Source organism: Candidatus Merdisoma sp. JLR.KK011 (genome assembly GCF_036941125.1).
GTDB lineage: Bacteria > Bacillota > Clostridia > Lachnospirales > Lachnospiraceae > Laedolimicola.
In genome coordinates this window covers 80,176-99,358 of record NZ_JAYWSZ010000001.1, presented here as the reverse complement: position 1 = coordinate 99,358, position 19,183 = coordinate 80,176, and the positions used below count along the sequence as shown (strand labels likewise).

Below are 19,183 nucleotides of genomic sequence, written 5' to 3'. Positions count from 1 at the left end.
TGCCCAAATTATTATGAAAGAAGGAATGTAATTATGGATAGCTTTATGACTTGGATTGGCGGTAAAAAAGCACTTAGAAGTAAGATTGTAGAACAATTTCCTGAACCGGGAACATATGGGCGTTATATTGAAGTGTTTGGAGGAGCTGGATGGGTTCTGTTCTCTTCAGATAGTCACGCCAAGATGGAAGTGTATAATGATGTCAATGGAAACCTTGTAAATTTGTTCCGGTGTATCAAATACCACCCTGATGCTGTTCAAAATGAGCTGCAATACATACTAATATCAAGGGAACAGTTTTATGATGCAAGGGAGCAGATTGAAACAAGAGGTATGACTGATATACAAAGAGCAGCAAGATTTTTTATCTTGATAAAGGAGAGCTTTGGTGCGGATGTGCGGTCTTTTGGATTGCGTCCACGGGATATGGAAAAAGCCAAGGAATACCTCATTCAAGTTTCCAAGCGGCTGAATAAGGTCGTTATTGAGAACCTTGACTTCCAAAAAATTCTCAAAAATTATGACAAAAATGATGCGTTATTTTATCTTGACCCACCATATTATGAAACGGAGAAATACTATCCGGACAGATTTATGCCGGAAGACCATGTGAGGCTAAAAGAGGCATTGGATGTGATTAAGGGCAAATTTGTATTGTCATATAACGATTGTGAGTATATAAGGGAGCTGTACAGAGGTTACCATATCATTGAAGTGGAGAGATTGCATAATTTGGTGATGAAAGAAAGGAAGCCTAAGTACAAGGAACTGATAATCAAGAACTACTAATATCGAAAAGTGATACAAAAATACCAAAAAACAATATAAATGCTCAAAAGCCACTCTTAAAAATCGAATTATGATATTATTGCTCCCAAGGGGCATTATTATGATAAGAATACATCTATCAAAGCTTCTTGGGGAACGGCGTATGACGCAGAAAAGATTGTCAGAGCTGACCGGAATAAGGCGGAACGCCATCAATGAATGGTACCATGAAATTGTTGTTAGTTTGAAAGTAGAGCATATAGACCGGATATGTGAGGTGTTAGACTGCTCTGTTGAAGAACTGATAGAGTATATTCCAGACAAGGTACCGAAAACGGGAAAGCACTTGGTAATCGAAGAGCATGGGAACCGGAAGACAGGAAAGGGACAGTGATAAAATCACTGCCCCTTTTTCTGTGAGTAAAATCGGGAAATATTTCCCGAAAGTTTTTGACATTTATTTTGAAAATCTTTGACAAAAATTTTGAGCGGCTACAGACGGATAATTCTGCTTGTGTGATCGGCATAAGGTTGCTATACTATACTTAAGACATAGGAAAAATGTGCGTAATGGTTGTCTGAACCTTACAATTCTGCTTAAAATAATGGGGACAAAGACGATGAAAAGATGGAAGCATACCTTTAGAAAAATAATGCTGCTGGGGCTTGCGGCAATGTGGATCGGCGTCAGCGCAGATCAGCTTGCGCTTCCTGTATCTGCCCGGGGAACTCTTGGGACGGAGCAGACGGGAACGGGCTATGGGACGGCGGCCCGGGAGAGGCTGACAGCCAATGAAAAACGGGTTTATGATGCGGTTAAGTCTGCCGCAGGGCAGATTGCCCAGGGCCAGAGAGCTTCTACGGTGATCACAGTGAGCGGCTTTACCTCCCTGGCAAATTCCCAGGAGAAGATTACGCAGCTGCTGGACGAGGCCATGGCCTGTCTATTGGAGGATATGCCCGGCAATTTTTACTGGTACGACAAGGATGGGGAAGCCTATGTGGGAGAGTGGGCTTCAGATGAGAATCCGGTGAGCTCTATAACGGTCTCCCTTGCCGTGCTTCCGGAGTATCAGTCCCTTGGCAGTCTTTATACGGCGGACACCGCCAAGACAAAAGCGGCAAAGCCGGCAGTGGACAAAGCGCTGGCAATTGTGGCAAAGAATGAAAATAAGACAGACTATGAGAAGCTTAAGGCCTACCTCACAGAGATCTGTACCCTGGCTTCCGCTGGGGAAACGGAATCCGGGAGCCGCCTTGCTTCGGATACTGATCCGTGGCCCTTTATCTATGTATTTGACGGGGACAAAAGCACAACCGTGGGAAGCCGCGGCTATGCGGCTGCCTTTCAGTATTTGTGCGACGCGTCCGACTTTGAGAACGCGGCCTGCTACACGGCGGACGGGGAAGTGTCGGGAGCTGTGGAGGAAAAGGGCCATTACTGGAACATTGTCCGCCTGGAGGGAAGCTCTTATCTGGTGGATGTGATGAACTGCGACACGGGGGCGCCGGGAGCCCCGGATCAGCTTTTCCTGGCCGGGGCGGAAGGCTCGGTGCAGGACGGATATACGATTTCCTTAAATAAGGACAGGGACAGCATTACCTATGAGTATTATACATATCTGTCCAATACCCTTGGCAGTGTTCTGAGGCTGTCGCCTTATACTTATCTGAGCCCGGAAGATACAAAGCTTCGCGTCACAGCGCCCACAGCCGGTGAAGTAACCTTCGGGGATCCCGTTGACGACGGGGTGCTTTCCGGGGGAACTGCCGTGAATCAGAAGGGAGATCCCGTTGACGGTATCTTTACCTGGGCGGATGAGGTGGATTTTTACGGAAATGCAGGAACGAATACCTTAAAGGCAGTTTTTACGCCGGATAACCCTCAGTACAGTCCGGTGGAGGATATTGCAGTCAGCGTCAAGATCAACCGAAGGCCGGTCACGGTTGAGGCAGAGGCGAAGACCAAGGCTTACGGCCAGCCGGATCCGGTGTGGACCTACACCTATGCGAATGTGATACAGGGATACCCCCTGACGGGCGGGCTTAGCCGGGTTTCGGGCGAGAATGCGGGAACCTACCGGATTCTTCAGGGAAGCCTTACGGATGAAAATAACCCCAACTATTCCATTTCCTTCACAGAGGGAACCTTGGAGATTCAGACGGCGGATTATACAGAGCAGGTGAATGGGAGCCAGAGCATATGGCCTGGGACAGGAGCTTTTGCCGAGCCTGTATTTACAGATGAAAAGGGAAATAAAATAAGCGGAACCCTCACCTATTCCTACAATGGACGTTCAAACCTGACCTATGGGAACCTGACGGCAGAGCTTGGAAAGCTGCCGGTGGATTCAAAGGGAACGCTGACCTATACCTTTGTCCCGGGAAGCAATTACATAGAAAAGAGCGGAAGGATTGATTTTACGGTAAAGGGCCTGGAATTCGCAGTGGGCGGCCAGACGGCCACTGCCGCCAACGCGGTGACGGTTAAGAGCGATGCGGCCTACGGAGATTCCTGGGCGGATATTGTGAAGATTGGTTCGATTACTGCAAAGGCGGATTCCGGAAGCGACAGCAATTCCCAGCATTTTACCCTGAATCAGAGCGGAACGCCCGAAGTAGGCTCCGGGCAGAGCTTCCAGGTGCTCTATAACGGCACTATCAACGGAATGACCTTTACCAACCAGGTTGTCTGCGAGGGAACGGTGGATGTGAAGAAGCGGAGCATCAGCGTATCCAGGGGAAGCTATAAGGTAAGCAAGGTTTACGATCAGACCCGGTCGGGAGGAAATGTTACAGGGGAGCTGGAGATCTTGAATCTTCCGGCGGCAGATGCAGGCAGAGTGAATGTTACGGCAGTGCCGGAAGGCTATTCCGATCCCAATGTAAACGGCCAGAGCACTATGGCGGTGAAGCTTTCCTTAAGCGGAGCCGGAGCCGGGAATTATGAGCTGGAAAATACTACGGTGGAGGTTCCCTGCGAGATTACGCCAAAGACTATCCGGCCAATCGTAAAGGTATCGGGGAATTACAGCTATACGGGCCGTGCTATTGTGCCTGCGGTCACGGTTTCCAACGGGACGGAAGTGGTGGCTGCGTCGGATTATGAGCTGGCTCTTACGAACAATCGGAATGCCGGAACCGGAAAGGTAAGCGTGCGGTCGAAGAGCGGCAGCAATTATACCTGGGGCTCGCCTGTGGAGGCGGCGTTTACCATTGATAAGACGGAATATAAGGGAACGAAAACAGGCGTCAGCTCAATGGAATATGGCGGTTCGGCGGTATTCAGCATGTATTCCATGCTTCCGGAGGGTTATAAGCTGGGGGAGATCCGGGTATCCGATCCGGATAAGATCCTTGCAGAGAAGCCCGTTGTCTCCAGTACAGTTCTGACCTGCAAGCTTGTGAATGATAAGAGCAAGGAGGGAAAAACGGCGGAGATTACGGTGCCGGTGACGGAATCGACCAATTACTATGCCTATGATCTGACATTTACGGTGAAGATGGCTTCCCAGTCTTCGGGAGGCTCGGGCCAGCAGACGCCGGCAGATACAGGTAACACAGGCGGAACGGGCTCTGCCTCTGTCACCCCGCCGCAGTCCTCACCGGACATACAGGAAGGAAGTTCCTCCCTGGCCGGAACTGAGGAGACGCCCGGCGGCGCCAATGTAACCCCGGTTGACAGGCAGAACTCCAAGAGCAAGAATCCCGGAGGATTCAGCACGGGCCCCATTATATGGTGCCTGATTGGCATGGTATTGTCGGCTGCTGTGATTGGCGGAACCTTTTTTGTGAGAAGCAGGTGGAGCGGTAAAGAAGATTAAAATGAAGGAGCTGCTGCAAAATAAGCCTGATGGCTTATTTTGCGGCAGCTCCTCTTTTTATGTAAGGAGACACAGGATTAATAGCCCAGCTCTTCCCCGATAAGAATTACCTTTATTCTGCCTGGGATGTGGGATCTTCTGGTGACTACGATCTGGCTGCAGATGCAGTCCGGGGACTGGCAGTCTGCGCATTTTCCCGTAAGGGAACAGGGGGTCTTTTTGTTCAGCCGCAGGGTATTGATGGGGGCGGCTGTATTTCTTGCACGGTTGTGCCCATCTTCCAGGGTGGTTACGACCTTGTTCATACCGGCAAGTACAATCACATTGTCCGGGCCGCTGCAGAGGCAGGCTACCCGGTTGCCGGCTCCGTCTACATTGATAAGCTCTCCGTTCAGCGTAATGGCGTTGGCGCTCATAAAGAAATAATCGGCGCAGACGGCCTTGGCAAAGAGTGCTTTCTTTTCCTCCGGGGTTTTTGCGGCCAGGCGGTCAATCAATGTGTAGGAGCCCTTTTTCAAGGCATCCATCAGACCGCATTCTTCCATGGTCATGGTGCCGCCCCAGGTGACGGAAGACTGTTCGGGGACAAGCTCCAGAACCTTCTTTACAGCAGCGGCGCTGTCCTGGCAGTACCAGCCTTTCATCTGGCGCTTTTCCAGATTGGCAATGATGGTTTTTGCAGTGTTCTCATAATATTGCTTTTTCGGTGTCATAAGGATCCTCCTATTTGTAGTCGCTGTGCGACAGCACTAAAGGGTAAAGCCGCTTCGACACACTGGTAATGAGAGAAACTTTTATTCGAAAGTGCCCTCATAAAAGTTCCTCTCGTGCGCCTTTGCGACTTTAATTATTATCCATTATAGAAGGATTTCCAATATATTTCAAGTGTTATAGGCTCTGCAGAGTCACAGGCATCATGGAAAGCCGCACAAAATAACCCTGCTCCTTGTGGCAGATGGGGCAGACGGCCGGAGCCATGGGGCCCATGTGGATATGGCCGCAGTTCAGACAGATCCACGCTTCCTGCGTATCGGAGGAAAACAGCTTCTTGTCTTCCATCAATTTTGCGAAGGTTCCGAAGCGGTCGCCGTGGATCTTTTCAATGGCTGCAATTCCATAGAAGGAAGAGGCGATAGACGGGAAGCCTTCTTCCGCCGCCTTGTCTCCGAATGCCTTGTAAATGGGATCGTTTTCCTCATACTCATTGTGCTGGGCGGCTTTTAGAATCTCCTCCATCGTAGGATAAAGGTCGATGGGATAACCGCCGTCAATCTGGATAGTAGTTCCGGCCAGGGGCTTTAAATGGTTGTAAAAAATCTCTGCGTGCTCCTTTTCCTGGTTGGCCGTAAAGGTAAACAGGCGCTCGAGCACAGGGAGCTTCTGAAGTTTTGCCTCTTCTGCCGCAAAGGTGTAGCGATTCCGGGCCTGGCTCTCTCCTGCGAAGGCGCGCATGAGGTTTTCTCTTGTTTCGCTGTGCTGAAAATCAATTGACATAGACTGGGGTACTCCTTTCTTTGGGTGAAATATTTGCTGCTGTTTGCGCAGCGGCTCTTATACGGGATGCATGGAAAGGCTTATCTGGCCTCATAGGCGACAAGTACAATGTCTCTGCCAAGCTCCCGTGAGATCCGCTGTTCTGCATCGGAAAGGGAATCCACGGCAGAACCGGTGAGCTGCGCGGCTTTATAGGAAGCCAGATCCTCCTTGCGCAGAGCCTGCTCCATCCGATCTGCAGCAGTCTTACAAGACGGCGGCAGATCCATGGCAGAGGGTTTACTACTTCTGTGACACATAATAATTCCTCCAATTTCGTATTTTGTGACAGAATACAGGTTTGTCACGGTTTCTTTTTAAAAGCTGGGCTTTGAGAGTTAGTATGCCTCCCAGGGAGAATTTTATCAATAATTTGGGAAATGACTGCTATAGAAAACTAAAAAAAGTCTTCCGGTAATCAAAACCGAAAGACTTTTGAGAGCGATAGACGGGGCTCGAACCCGCGGTCTCGACCTTGGCAAGGTCGCGCGTTACCAACTACGCCACTATCGCATCTATTCTGTTGTGTGCTGTTTTGTACCAGCGACATGATTGATAATACAACAAATAAAACCATTTGTCAACACCTTTTTTAAAAAAAATCTGTTGAAAGTTTGGGTTGAGAAATCGTGTTAATAATGGTACACTTAGAAGCAGCAGAGAACGGCCGGTTTCGCCTGCCGGAACGGGGCCGATCAGAAAAGAAAAAGCAAGCATTACTTATACCAATCACGGAGGAAGCAAAGATGAAGAAACTGATGATGAAAAAAGGATCCACCTGTATGGCCTGCCTGGAGTGTGTCCGGGCATGTTCTGAGGCATTTTATAAAGAGTTTGATCCGGACAAGGCATGTCTTCAGATTGTGGAGAAGAAGAGCGTGCGCCCCATGGCCTGTCCCCAGTGCGGCAAGTGTGCCGAAGCCTGTGAGGCCGGAGCTATCACACAGAACGCCAAGGGCGTGTACATGGTGAATAAGAAGCTGTGCACCGGCTGCGGCAAGTGCGTGGAGGCATGTCCCTTCGGACTGATGGTAAAGGCAGAGACTTCTCCCACTGCATCCAAGTGTATCGCCTGCGGAATCTGCGCAAAGGCATGCCCCATGGATGTACTTGAGGTTGTAGAGGGATAAATACGGACGAAAAAGACGGGGGATGCTGCAAAACCGGAGAATTTTTTGCGGCATCCCCTGTTTATGCACACGGACGCAGAAAGGAAATATACCCTCGGACAGGGATTTAAGCCGGCATTTGATTGGAAAGACGGAAAGAGAGGCAGGAATGAGCTACGCAGACACATTATTTATCAACATGTGCCATGACATTATAGAGAACGGTACAAGCACGGAGGGGGAAAAGGTACGTCCCAAATGGGAGGACGGCTCTTATGCATACACCATCAAGCGGTTCGGCGTGGTGAACCGTTATGATCTGGCAAAGGAATTCCCGGCTCTGACGCTGCGCAAAACAGCTTTAAAAAGCTGTATGGACGAGATTCTCTGGATTTACCAGAAAAAATCCAACAACATCCACGATTTGAACAGCAGCATCTGGGATGAATGGGCGGACGATGAGGGCTCTATCGGAAAAGCCTACGGCTATCAGATTGGCGTAAAGAGCCGCTATAAGGAAGGCATGATGGATCAGATGGATCGTGTCCTTTATGATTTGAAGAACAATCCCTACAGCCGCAGAATTATGACGAATACGTATGTCTTTGCGGATCTTTGCGAAATGAACCTGTATCCCTGCGCCTACAGCGCTACCTACAATGTGACGAAGAAGCCGGGGGAGGACAGGCTTACCTTGAACATGGTATTAAATCAGCGTTCCCAGGATGTGCTCATGGCCAATAACTGGAATGTAAGCCAGTATGCCATCCTCCTTATGATGGTTGCCCAGTGCTGCGGCATGGTTCCGGGAGAGCTGATCCATGTGATTGCAGATGCCCATATTTATGATCGGCATGTGGAGATTGTGAAGGAGCTTATCAGCCGGCCTGTGTATGAGGCTCCGAAGGTATCTTTGAATCCCGAGGTGACGGATTTTTATGCATTTACCACGGCAGATCTGCTTGTGGAGAATTATGTGACGGGCCCGCAGGTGAAAAATATTCCTGTGGCGGTGTAAAGAACTGGAATAGGAGCTTAAGGATGAATTTAATTGCAGCAGTAGATAAAAACTGGGCCATCGGCCTTAAAAACCGTTTATTGGTGAGTATCCCCGAGGATATGAAGTTTTTCCGGACGGAGACTGGCGGAAAGGTAGTTGTCATGGGCCGCAAGACCCTGGAGACCTTTCCGAACGGCCTGCCGCTTAAGAACCGGACGAATATTGTACTGACGGCGAATCCGGATTACGATGGAAAAGGCGCACTGGTTCTTCATAGCGTGGAGGCGGTGCTGGAGGAATTGAAAAAGTATCCTTCCGAGGATGTTTATATTATTGGAGGCGCCGCTGTTTACCGGCAGTTTCTTCCTTACTGCAGGGTTGCGCACGTTACAAAGATTGATTATGCTTATGAGGCAGACACGTATTTTCCGAATCTGGATGAACGGGCGGAGTGGAGCGTGGAAGCCGTAAGCGGAGAGAAGACATATTATGATTTGGAATTCGAGTTTGTGAAATATGTGAACAGCGCTGTGAAAGAGATATAACCTTATATCTTTGGCCGGGGCCTGCACTATTCAAAAAAACATTGACATCATAAGAAAAAAGTAGAATAATGAGAAAAAAATATATAGCATCTATGAAAGGAGTGGTGTTATGTTAGACATCAAATGGATCAAAAACGAGAATCCGAAGCCCATACCGGGGCCGGAGAATCCGCTGGTATTCGGCACGATTTTCACGGATCATATGTTTGTAATGGATTATACGGAAGGAAAGGGCTGGCACGACCCGAGAATCGAGCCCTATGCGCCCATCAGCCTGGATCCCTCTGCTATGGTATTTCACTATGGACAGGAGATGTTCGAGGGCTTGAAGGCCTATAAGACCGAGGACGGAAGAATTCTTATGTTCCGCCCGGACAAGAACATCGAACGGGCCAACAACTCCAACCGCCGTCTGATGATTCCGGAGATTCCGGCAGATGATTTTCTACAGGCGATGAAGGAGCTGGTACGGATCGATCAGGCATGGATTCCCACCAAGGAGGGCACTTCCCTTTACATCCGTCCCTTTGTGATTGCCACAGATCCCTTCCTGGGCGTGCGGCCTTCTCATACATATAAGTTTATCATTATACTTTCCCCCGTAGGGGCCTACTATCCGGAAGGGCTTGACCCGGTAAAGATCTGGATTGAGGACGAGTATGTGCGCGCAGTCCGGGGCGGCATCGGCGAGGCCAAGACAGGCGGCAACTATGTGGCGTCTCTGGCGGCCCAGATGAAGGCCCACGAGGAAGGTTACTCCCAGGTGCTCTGGCTGGACGGCGTGGAGCGCAGGTACATTGAGGAAGTGGGAGCTATGAATATCTTCTTCAAGATCAACGGAACCGTAGTGACCCCACAGTTAAACGGCAGCATTCTTCCCGGTGTAACCAGAAGAACCTGCGTGGAGCTGTGCAAGTCCTGGGGGCTTCCTGTGGAGGAGCGGAAGGTTTCCGTGGAGGAGCTGGAAGAAGCAGCCAGAACAGGCGCTTTGGAAGAAGTCTGGGGATCCGGAACAGCGGCCGTTATCTCTCCCGTAGGACACCTGCGCTATGAAGACGAGGTATTCCAGATTGGCGACGGCGGCATCGGAAGCTTAAGCCAGAAGCTTTACGATACAGTGACAGGAATTCAGCTGGGCAAGGTTGAGGATACCTTCGGCTGGACTGTAGAGGTAAAGTAAGCTCCGCGTATTTACTGACAAAAGATCAAGGGCTGCTGTAGAGGAAGATTCCTGTTTACAGCGGCCCTTTTACCAAAGGCGGTTCCAAAGACGAGCGGAAATAAATCAGTCCGGCTAAAAAATGCCAAGTATTTATAAGAAAAAATATCTGCTGGACGGTAAAGCTGCAAAGGCGCACGAGAGGAACTTTTAGGAGTGTTTTTTCGAATAAAAGTTTCTCTCATTACCGGTGTGTCGAAGCAGCTTTACCCTTTCGTGCTGCCGCGCAGCGACTTTTAATAGTAATATTCTTCCCAGTGCACAAATCGATTTACAGACGCATGTTTTTTGCGGCTGGAAATTGATTTCATACTCGTGTACTGTGAGGGGGCTTACGGAACTGGAATAGGAGGAGTGGTATGGCAAATAAACGGAAACGGTGGAAGCTCCGTTCCTATCTTTTAAGTTATGATATGAATCTCATCGTAGCAGTTATTTTTCTGATTGTATTTGGCCTGATTATGATATACAGCTCCAGCTACTATACGGCAAGCATGAGCAAGGCCTACAACTACGATCCCACATTCCTGCTGAAAAGCCAGGCCAAATACAGCATCCTGGGCATAGCGGTCATGCTGGTAACAGCCAATATTGACTACCACAAATGGCGCTATTTTGCCATGATAGGACTGTTTGGCTCTGCTGTTCTGATCCTGCTGCTGCTGGTACCGGGCCTGGGCGTTACCGTAAAAGGGGCAACCCGCTGGATTCAGGTGCCGGGCATCGGGCAGTTCCAGGTAGCAGAGCCGGTAAAGGTAGCCATGATCGTATTTTCAGCCGCCCTAATCTGCAAATACGCCCACAGCCTGGGCAGCTGGAAAGTCTTACTCCGGGTTATGGCTCCCACGGCTGTGATTTCACTAATGATTCTGAAAATCAGCAACAATATGAGCACAGCCGTAATCGTCTTTGGCATCAGCTTTTTGATGGTATTCATGGTACACCCAAAGTACTATCCGTTTCTGCTTATGGGACTGGCCGCGGCGGCCGTGGCGGCAGGCGTTATTTATTATACCCTGCATATGCCGGAGACAGATTCCGACTCCCCTTTCCGAATCGCCCGGATCGTAGCCTGGCTGAAGCCCTATGAATATGAATCAGACAAAGCCTATCAATCCTTACAGGGCATCTACGCCATCGGATCCGGAGGGCTGATGGGAAAAGGGCTGGGAAACAGCATACAGAAGCTTAGGATACCAGAGCCCTACAATGACATGATCTTCGCCATTATCTGTGAAGAGCTGGGAATCTTCGGGGCCGGCCTTGTAATACTGCTGTTCATCTATCTGCTGTTCCGGCTGTATGTAATCGCCCAGACCGCAGAAGACCTCTTCGGGCGTCTGCTGGTCATAGGCGTATTCTCCCACGTAGCCCTGCAGGCCGTGCTGAATCTCATGGTTGTAACCAGGCTCTTTCCCACCACAGGCGTAACCCTGCCCTTCTTCAGCTCCGGCGGAACCGCAGCCGTATTCCTGCTGATAGAGCTGGGCATGGTGCTCAACGTAGAAAAATGGGGCCGCTTCAAGAGGGAACAAGAATACCGGGAGCAGCGGCTGTAAAGGAAGCAGATCCAAAAATAAACTTCATACCAGCGCACTGGCGGAAATATTAAGGAACAAAAAGCAGGAGGCAGAACATGAGAAAGAACACAAGAACCATACGAATCGGAGATCGGCTGATAGGCGGCGGAAATCCCATACTGATCCAATCCATGACCAATACAAAAACCGAGGATATAAAAGGAACCGTAGAACAGATAAAGCGCCTGACCGCCGCCGGCTGCGAGATCATCCGCTGCACCGTGCCCACTATGGAGGCCGCGAAAGCCCTGACAGAAATAAAAAAACAGATCACAATCCCTCTGGTAGCCGACATCCATTTCGACTACCGCATGGCTATCGCCGCCATAGAGCACGGAGCCGACAAGATCCGCATCAACCCCGGCAACATCGGCGGAAAAGACAGAGTAAAAGCCGTAGTAGACACAGCAAAGGATCGGGGAATCCCCATCCGCGTAGGCGTCAACAGCGGATCCCTGGAAAAAGAACTCCTTGAAAAATACGGCGGCGTCACTGCAGAAGGCCTGGTAGAAAGCGCTCTAAGCAAAGTACGAATGATAGAAGAGCTAGGCTTCGAACAACTCGTAATCAGCATCAAATCCTCAGATGTACTCATGTGCGCCAGAGCCCACGAGCTCATTGCAGAACAGACCGACTACCCCCTTCACATAGGCATCACCGAAGCCGGCACCCTTTATTCAGGCAACATCAAATCAGCAGTAGGTCTTGGAATCATCCTCTACCAAGGCATCGGCGATACCATCCGAGTCTCCCTCACCGGCGACCCCTTAGAAGAAATCAAATCCGCCAAACGCATCCTAAAGACCCTGGGCCTGCGCAAAGGCGGAATTGAAGTCGTCTCCTGCCCCACCTGCGGAAGAACCCAGATAGACCTCATCAGCCTGGCAAACCAAGTAGAAACCCTAGTAGAAGAATACCCCTTAGACGACATAAAAGTAGCCGTCATGGGCTGCGTAGTCAACGGTCCCGGCGAAGCCAAAGAAGCCGACCTGGGAATCGCCGGAGGAAAAGGCACAGGAATCCTATTTCGCAAAGGCCAAATCATCAAAAACGCCATCCCCGAAAAAGAACTCCTAAAAGCCCTGACCGCCGAATTAAAAAACCTGACAACCCAAACCCAAAACCAATAACCCAGGAGCCCCATGGAAAAACATTTTACAGAAGTATTCCCCCCCTTACACATAGAGCAGCCCCTCACCGAACTCCTAGAACAAGTCCGTGTAGAGCGCGTCACCTCCAACCGGGCCAAAACCCACATCAAAGTCTACCTCACAAGCGGAAAACTAATCCACAAGGAACAAATATTCCATTTAGAGCAGACCTTAAAAAAACAGCTTTTCGGAAAAAATCCCATAGAGCTCAAGATCATAGAACACTTCCGGCTCTCCAGCCAATACACCCCCCAGAAAGTCCTGGAGCTCTACCGCGACAGCATCCTCTTCGAGCTGAGAGCCTACAGCATCCTGGAATTCAACCTCTTCCGGAGAGCCGAGATCACATTTCCAAAAGAAGACCATATGAAGCTGTCCCTGGAAAAAACCACCTTGGGCCAGGAAGCGGCGGACGAGCTCATCCGGGTGCTCCATAAGATCTTCACCGAGCGCTGCGGCATGAAGCTGGAGATCGAAGCCGAACTGGTAGACAAAAACCAGGAGCAGGAAGAAAAACGCCGGAAAAGCCAGGAATTTATGGAAAAACAGGCAGCCGCACTGACCGAGCGCATGCACCAGGCCGAGCAGGATCAGGCAGCCGCGCAGGGAGAGCTCCAGCCAGAAAAAGAAACCGCCGCCCCGGCCGGGAAAGCGGCAGCGGCAAAGACACCCAAAGAAAAAAAGCCCCGTCCCTCCTTCGGAAAAGACGACTACCCCTACCGCCGCACCCTGCGCAGCGGCGGCAGCAATGGCAAAAGCGCCCGTGCATCCGATCCGGACGTGCTCTACGGCCGCAGCTTCGAGGACGGCGAACTCACAGAGCTCTGCCAGATCATCGGAGAGATGGGCGAGGTCACTGTCCGCGGACAGGTATCAGCTCTGGATGAGCGGGAGATCCGCGGCGAAAAAACCATCGTAACCATAACCATAACCGACTACACAGACACCATCCGCGCCAAGCTTTTTATCAAAAACGAAGATCTCCCAGGTTTTCGTGAAAACGTAAAAAAAGGCGCTTTCGTGCGGATCAAGGGCATAACCGCCATAGACCGCTTTGACAACGAGCTGACCCTAAGCTCCCTGACAGGCATCAAAAAATCCGCAGATTTTCGGAAGCTTCGGGTGGACAACCACGAACACAAGCGCGTAGAGCTCCACTGCCATACGAAAATGAGCGATATGGACGGAGTCTCCGAGGTCAAGGATCTCATCAAGCAGGCAAAGGCCTGGGGCCATAAGGCCATAGCCGTAACAGATCACGGAGTTGTCCAGGCGTACCCGGATGCCAGCCACAGTCTGGATAAAGGAGATCCTTTTAAAGTCATTTACGGGCTGGAGGGCTATCTGGTAGACGATCTGAAGGAGATCGTCACAGACCCCAGGGGGCAGAGCCTGGATGACCTTTACGTGGTATTCGACATAGAGACCACCGGCTTCAGCGCCGAGCACGATCAGATCATTGAGATTGGAGCGGTAAAGGTGGAGAAGGGGCAGATTACGGATCGCTTCAGCGCCTTTGTCAATCCTCACACGCCCATTCCCTTTGAGATTGAGAAGCTCACAGGCATTACCGACGATATGGTGCTGAAAGAGCCGGATATCGGGGAAGTCCTGCCCCGGTTCCTGGCATTTTGTGAGGGGGCGGTGATGGTGGCTCACAATGCAGACTTTGATATGAGCTTTATCCGGAAAAACAGCCAGCGCCAGGAGCTTCCCTGCACTTTTACGGTGGTGGATACGGTATCCCTGGCCAGGGTGCTTCTGCCAAACCTCAACCGTTTTAAGCTGGACACCGTGGCAAAGGCTCTGAATGTGTCCTTAGAAAATCATCACCGGGCCGTGGACGATGCCGGCTGTACCGCAGAGATCTTTGTAAAATTTGTGGAAATGCTCAAAGACCGGGATATCCGGGATCTGACCGCAGTCAACCGGATGGGAAGCCTGGACGCCGACGCCATCAAGAAGCTTCCCACCTACCATGTAATCATTCTGGCAAAAAATGAGATTGGCCGGGTCAATCTGTACCGTATGGTTTCCTGGTCCCACCTGGACTATTATGCCAAGCGTCCCAGGATACCCAAAAGTGTGCTGCAGAAATACCGGGAGGGACTGATTATCGGATCCGCCTGCGAGGCCGGAGAGCTTTACCAGGCCCTCGTGCGCTCGGCTCCGGAAGAAGAGATTGCCAGACTGGTGAATTTCTACGATTATCTGGAAATTCAGCCTCTTGGAAATAACGAATTCATGCTCCGGGGAGAGCGGCCTGTCTTCGAGTCCATGGAGGATCTGATCCGACTCAATAAGCGGATCGTAAGTCTGGGAGAGCAGTTCGGGAAAATGGTGGCAGCCACCTGCGACGTGCATTTTTTGAATCCCGAGGATGAGGTGTACCGGCGGATCATCATGGCCGGCAAGGGGTTCAAGGATGCAGACAACCAGGCTCCGCTCTATCTGCGGACCACAGAGGAAATGCTTTCCGAGTTCGAGTACCTGGGAAGCGATAAGGCGGAGGAGGTGGTTATCACAAACCCCAACCGCATCGCCGATATGATTGAATACATTTCCCCGGTGCGTCCGGACAAGTGTCCCCCGGTGATTGAGAATTCCGATCAGACCCTTCGGGATATCTGTTACGAGAAGGCTCATTCCATCTATGGAAAAGAGTTGCCAAAGATGGTAACGGATCGCCTGGAGAAGGAGCTTCATTCCATTATCTCCAATGGCTTTGCAGTAATGTACATTATTGCCCAGAAGCTGGTGTGGAAGTCCAATGAGGACGGGTATCTGGTGGGATCCCGCGGTTCCGTGGGCTCCTCCTTTGTAGCTACCATGGCCGGAATTACGGAGGTCAATCCTCTGCCGCCCCATTATTACTGCTCCGAATGCCACTACAGTGATTTCGATTCTGACGAAGTCCGGAAGTACGCCGGAGCCGCCGGCTGCGATATGCCGGATAAAAGCTGTCCGAAGTGCGGAGCGCCTCTTAAGAAGGAGGGCTTCGACATTCCCTTTGAGACCTTCCTGGGATTTAAGGGGGACAAGGAGCCGGACATTGACCTGAACTTTTCCGGCGATTACCAGTCCAAGGCCCATAAGTATACGGAGGTTATCTTTGGAACGGGACAGACCTTCCGGGCCGGGACGATTGCGACTCTGGCGGATAAGACGGCCTTTGGCTATGTAAAGAATTATTTTGAAGAGCACGGAACCCATAAGCGCAACTGTGAGATTGACCGGATCGTCCAGGGCTGCGTGGGCGTGCGGCGTTCTACGGGACAGCATCCCGGCGGCATTGTGGTGCTGCCTCATGGGGAGGAGATACATTCCTTTACGCCGGTGCAGCATCCGGCAAATGATATGACCACAGACATTATTACCACACATTTTGACTATCACTCCATCGATCATAACCTGTTGAAGCTTGACATTCTGGGACACGATGATCCCACCATGATCCGTATGCTGGAGGATTTGACGGGACTGGACGCCCGGACGATTCCCCTGGACGATCCGGGAGTTATGTCTCTGTTTAAGAGTACGGAGGCTCTTGGAATTACGCCGGAGGATATCGGGGGCTGCCCTCTGGGCTGTCTTGGCATACCAGAGTTTGGCACAGACTTTGTAATTCAGATGGTGGTAGACGCCAAGCCCCAGTCTTTTTCGGATCTGGTGCGGATTTCCGGCCTTTCCCACGGTACGGATGTGTGGCTTAATAATGCCCAGCGGTTTATCAAGGAGGGGAAGGCTACCATTTCCACGGCCATTTGTACCCGTGACGATATTATGCTGTATCTCATCAATACAGGAGTGGAGCCCAGCCTTTCCTTTACCATTATGGAGAGTGTGCGGAAAGGCAAGGGCTTAAAGCCGGAGTGGATTGAGGCTATGAAGGCGGAGGGTGTGGAGGACTGGTATATTGAATCCTGTACCCTTATCAAATACATGTTCCCCAAGGCCCATGCGGCGGCTTACGTTATGATGGCCTGGAGAATTGCCTACTGTAAGATTAATTATCCGCTGGCCTACTATGCGGCGTATTTCAGCATCCGGGCTTCGGCCTTCAGCTATGAGCTGATGTGCCAGGGGAAGGAGCGGCTGGCTTACTATATGGCGGATTACAAGCGCAGAAGCGATCAGCTCTCCAAAAAAGAGCAGGATACCATGAAGGATATGCACATTGTCCAGGAGATGTATGCCCGGGGTTTTGAATTCTGGCCCCTTGACATTTTCCGGGCCAAGGCGGACAAGTTCCAGATCATTGACGGGAAGCTGATGCCCTCCTTAAGTACCATTGAAGGAATGGGCGACAAGGCGGCGGAGCAGCTCTGTGAAGCGGCCAAGGACGGCCCGTTCTTATCCAAGGACGATCTGCGGCAGCGGAGCAAGATCTCCAAGAGCCTGGTTGATCTCATGGGGGACCTGGGGCTTCTGGGGGATCTGCCGGAGTCGAATCAGCTGTCGCTGTTTGATTTTGTGTGAGGCAGTTTTGACAGAAAGCCTTTACACCTTTGCGGATGATTGGTATAATAGAATTACCATAGAGACGGCGCTACAGAAAGCAGGTGATGATATGCCGACGAATGCGGAAGTGATTGAGAGTTTGGCAAGAAAGCTGGAAAGAGTACGGATTTTAAATGATTTGAAGGAATGTCGGACATTAGAAGAATATCAAGAGCTGACAAAAAAATACGAAGCTTTATGTAATGACGATAAAGCATAGGAATTCAAATAAGCTTATTCGTGGAAGAGATGCAGAATTTCTCAATGGGAGAGGTTTTGCATCTCTTTTTATGTACAGCCGCAGAGGAAACTTCCGGATTTCCCTAGATTTTTTCTTGAATTATTTCCGTAAACATGGTATACTAAAGCCCGTATTAAAATTTGCGTACAAATGTCTTTGACACGCGTACAAAAAGCAAGGTTCCGGCCGGTATCCAGAAGGATATTGCGGAATGGAAACAGTGATATCCCTCACAGTGCACAAATTGATCTGCAGAGGCACAGGCTTGCTGCTGGAAGATGATTTTATACAGTGTACGGCTGGAATATTACGGAACTTTTAATTTAGACGGTAAAGCTGCAAAGGCGCACGAGAGGAACATAAAAGTTTCTCTCCTGACCGGTGTGGCGAAGCGGTTTTACCCTTTCGTGCAGTCGCACAGAGACTTAAAATAGGAGGATGATGAGTTATGAAAAAGCGTGTATTAGCAATTGCACTGGTAACCGCTCTGGCGGGTTCCATGCTGGCAGGCTGCGGAAGTAAGAGCAGCGGTGACGGAGCGGGAACAGAAGCGCCTGCAGCGGCAGACGGTGCAAAGGTAGTAAAAATCGGCGTATACGAGCCGGCGTCCGGAGACAACGGCGCGGGCGGCAAGCAGGAAGTGCTTGGTATGCAGTATGCCAACCATGTAACGCCTACCGTTGAGATCGGCGGAGAGGAGTATACCGTGCAGCTGGAGATTGTGGACAATGAGTCTTCCAACGACAAGGGCCCTTCAGCAGCTTCCACACTGGTAAGCGCGGGCGTGTCGATTGCACTGGGCTCCTACGGTTCCGGCGTGTCGATTGCTGCTTCCGATGTATTCAAGGAGGCGGGCATTCCGGCCATGGGCGTTACCTGCACCAACCCCCAGGTTACGGAGGGCAATACCCATTACTTCCGTATCTGTTTCCTGGATCCCTTCCAGGGCACCGTACTTGCCAACTTTGCAAGTGAGAACTTCTCCGCAAAGAAGGCGTACATTTTAACAAAGCTTGGCGACGATTACTCCACAGGACTTGGCTACTACTTCAAGGAGGCCTTCACAGGCCTTGGCGGCGAGGTGGTTGAGGAAACCTTCCAGGAGGGCAACAGCGACTTTACTTCTTATGTAACCTCTGCAAAGAACGCAGGCGCAGACGTATTCTTCGCTCCCGTATCCACCGAGGCGGCGGCGCTGATCATCGAGCAGGCGGCGGCACAGGGAATGACCATTCCTATGATGGCCGGCGATACATGGGATTCCAACGTTATCTTGAATGCTGCAAAGGGCAAGGATGTAGAGATCTATGTTACAACCTTTTACCAAGAGGGAGGCAATGAAGAGTTCGACAGCGGTATCAAGGAATGGATTAACGGTGATTCCACGGCAAAGGCAAATAACGGCGGAGACGATACCGTAGCAGCCGTAACCGCTATGGGCTATGACGCTTACTATGTGGCTCTTGAAGCGTTAAAGGCAGCAGGATCCACGGATCCGGCGGCAGTCAATGAGGCTCTCTGGGATGTCAGTTACACAGGTGTAACCGGAAAGATCGAATTTGACGATGTGAACGGAGATGCCCTTCGCGACACCGCATATGTAAAATGTGCCAATACGGAGTCCGGAGCATGGGATTTCGTGGCTGAGCAGGGCGTAAACTAAGAGCAGTAACGAATAAGAATGGCGGAAGGCTCTTGTGCCCTTCCGCCATA

General features: G+C 50.7%; 15 protein-coding genes and 1 tRNA gene. 12 read left to right on the top strand and 4 right to left on the bottom strand.

Features of this window, described 5'->3' with window-relative positions; all coding sequences use genetic code 11:
• Positions 1-33: 33 nt before the first annotated feature.
• The 3 genes from VV089_RS00500 to VV089_RS00490 all read left to right on the top strand — a co-directional run bounded on the left by VV089_RS00500 (position 34) and on the right by VV089_RS00490 (position 4,592).
• Positions 34-789 carry a DNA adenine methylase gene (locus tag VV089_RS00500; protein ID WP_334334531.1) on the top strand — a complete coding sequence of 252 codons (756 nt, stop codon included), beginning with the start codon at positions 34-36 and terminating at the stop codon, positions 787-789.
• A 100-nt stretch (positions 790-889) separates the two neighbouring features.
• On the top strand, positions 890-1,162 hold the full coding sequence (locus VV089_RS00495; protein ID WP_150838372.1) for a helix-turn-helix domain-containing protein: 273 nt from the start codon (positions 890-892) through the stop codon (positions 1,160-1,162).
• A 226-nt stretch (positions 1,163-1,388) separates the two neighbouring features.
• Positions 1,389-4,592, top strand: coding sequence for an MBG domain-containing protein (locus VV089_RS00490; RefSeq protein ID WP_334334530.1), 3,204 nt, complete (start codon positions 1,389-1,391; stop codon positions 4,590-4,592).
• 77 nt (positions 4,593-4,669) lie between these two features.
• On the opposite strand, the gene VV089_RS00485 is transcribed toward VV089_RS00490, so the two are convergent.
• From VV089_RS00485 to VV089_RS00470, 4 genes are all read right to left on the bottom strand, one after another.
• Entirely contained in the window at positions 4,670-5,305 is a 636-nt protein-coding gene (locus VV089_RS00485) for a lactate utilization protein (RefSeq protein ID WP_334334529.1), read from the bottom strand.
• Between the two features lie 175 nt (positions 5,306-5,480).
• Complete coding sequence (locus tag VV089_RS00480; protein ID WP_334334528.1) at positions 5,481-6,086, bottom strand: rubrerythrin family protein; 606 nt, start codon at positions 6,084-6,086, stop codon at positions 5,481-5,483.
• Between the two features lie 80 nt (positions 6,087-6,166).
• Positions 6,167-6,385 carry a hypothetical protein gene (locus VV089_RS00475; RefSeq protein ID WP_172544310.1) on the bottom strand — a complete coding sequence of 73 codons (219 nt, stop codon included), beginning with the start codon at positions 6,383-6,385 and terminating at the stop codon, positions 6,167-6,169.
• A gap of 180 nt (positions 6,386-6,565) precedes the next feature.
• Positions 6,566-6,638: transfer RNA gene (locus VV089_RS00470), tRNA-Gly, on the bottom strand.
• Positions 6,639-6,871: 233 nt separating this feature from the next.
• Between VV089_RS00470 and VV089_RS00465 the strand changes: the two genes are divergently transcribed.
• The 9 genes from VV089_RS00465 (at position 6,872) to VV089_RS00425 (ending at position 19,133) form a co-directional block, all read left to right on the top strand.
• A complete protein-coding gene (locus VV089_RS00465) occupies positions 6,872-7,255 on the top strand; it encodes a 4Fe-4S binding protein (protein ID WP_172544311.1) in 384 nt (127 codons plus the stop codon).
• Between the two features lie 148 nt (positions 7,256-7,403).
• Positions 7,404-8,252: a thymidylate synthase gene (gene thyA / locus VV089_RS00460; RefSeq protein ID WP_172544312.1), complete on the top strand. Its 849-nt coding sequence runs from the start codon at positions 7,404-7,406 to the stop codon at positions 8,250-8,252.
• A 23-nt stretch (positions 8,253-8,275) separates the two neighbouring features.
• A complete protein-coding gene (locus tag VV089_RS00455; protein ID WP_334334527.1) occupies positions 8,276-8,779 on the top strand; it encodes a dihydrofolate reductase in 504 nt (167 codons plus the stop codon).
• Positions 8,780-8,888: 109 nt separating this feature from the next.
• On the top strand, positions 8,889-9,959 hold the full coding sequence (locus tag VV089_RS00450; RefSeq protein WP_172544314.1) for a branched-chain amino acid aminotransferase: 1,071 nt from the start codon (positions 8,889-8,891) through the stop codon (positions 9,957-9,959).
• A 398-nt stretch (positions 9,960-10,357) separates the two neighbouring features.
• Positions 10,358-11,557 carry an FtsW/RodA/SpoVE family cell cycle protein gene (locus VV089_RS00445; protein WP_334334526.1) on the top strand — a complete coding sequence of 400 codons (1,200 nt, stop codon included), beginning with the start codon at positions 10,358-10,360 and terminating at the stop codon, positions 11,555-11,557.
• Between the two features lie 77 nt (positions 11,558-11,634).
• Positions 11,635-12,708, top strand: coding sequence for a flavodoxin-dependent (E)-4-hydroxy-3-methylbut-2-enyl-diphosphate synthase (gene ispG / locus VV089_RS00440; protein ID WP_172543528.1), 1,074 nt, complete (start codon positions 11,635-11,637; stop codon positions 12,706-12,708).
• Positions 12,709-12,720: 12 nt separating this feature from the next.
• Positions 12,721-17,208, top strand: a complete 4,488-nt coding sequence (locus VV089_RS00435) for a PolC-type DNA polymerase III (protein ID WP_334334525.1) — start codon at positions 12,721-12,723, stop codon at positions 17,206-17,208.
• Positions 17,209-17,215: 7 nt separating this feature from the next.
• Complete coding sequence (locus tag VV089_RS00430; protein ID WP_172543530.1) at positions 17,216-17,449, top strand: hypothetical protein; 234 nt, start codon at positions 17,216-17,218, stop codon at positions 17,447-17,449.
• Between the two features lie 469 nt (positions 17,450-17,918).
• Complete coding sequence (locus tag VV089_RS00425; RefSeq protein WP_172543531.1) at positions 17,919-19,133, top strand: ABC transporter substrate-binding protein; 1,215 nt, start codon at positions 17,919-17,921, stop codon at positions 19,131-19,133.
• Positions 19,134-19,183 lie beyond the last annotated feature (50 nt).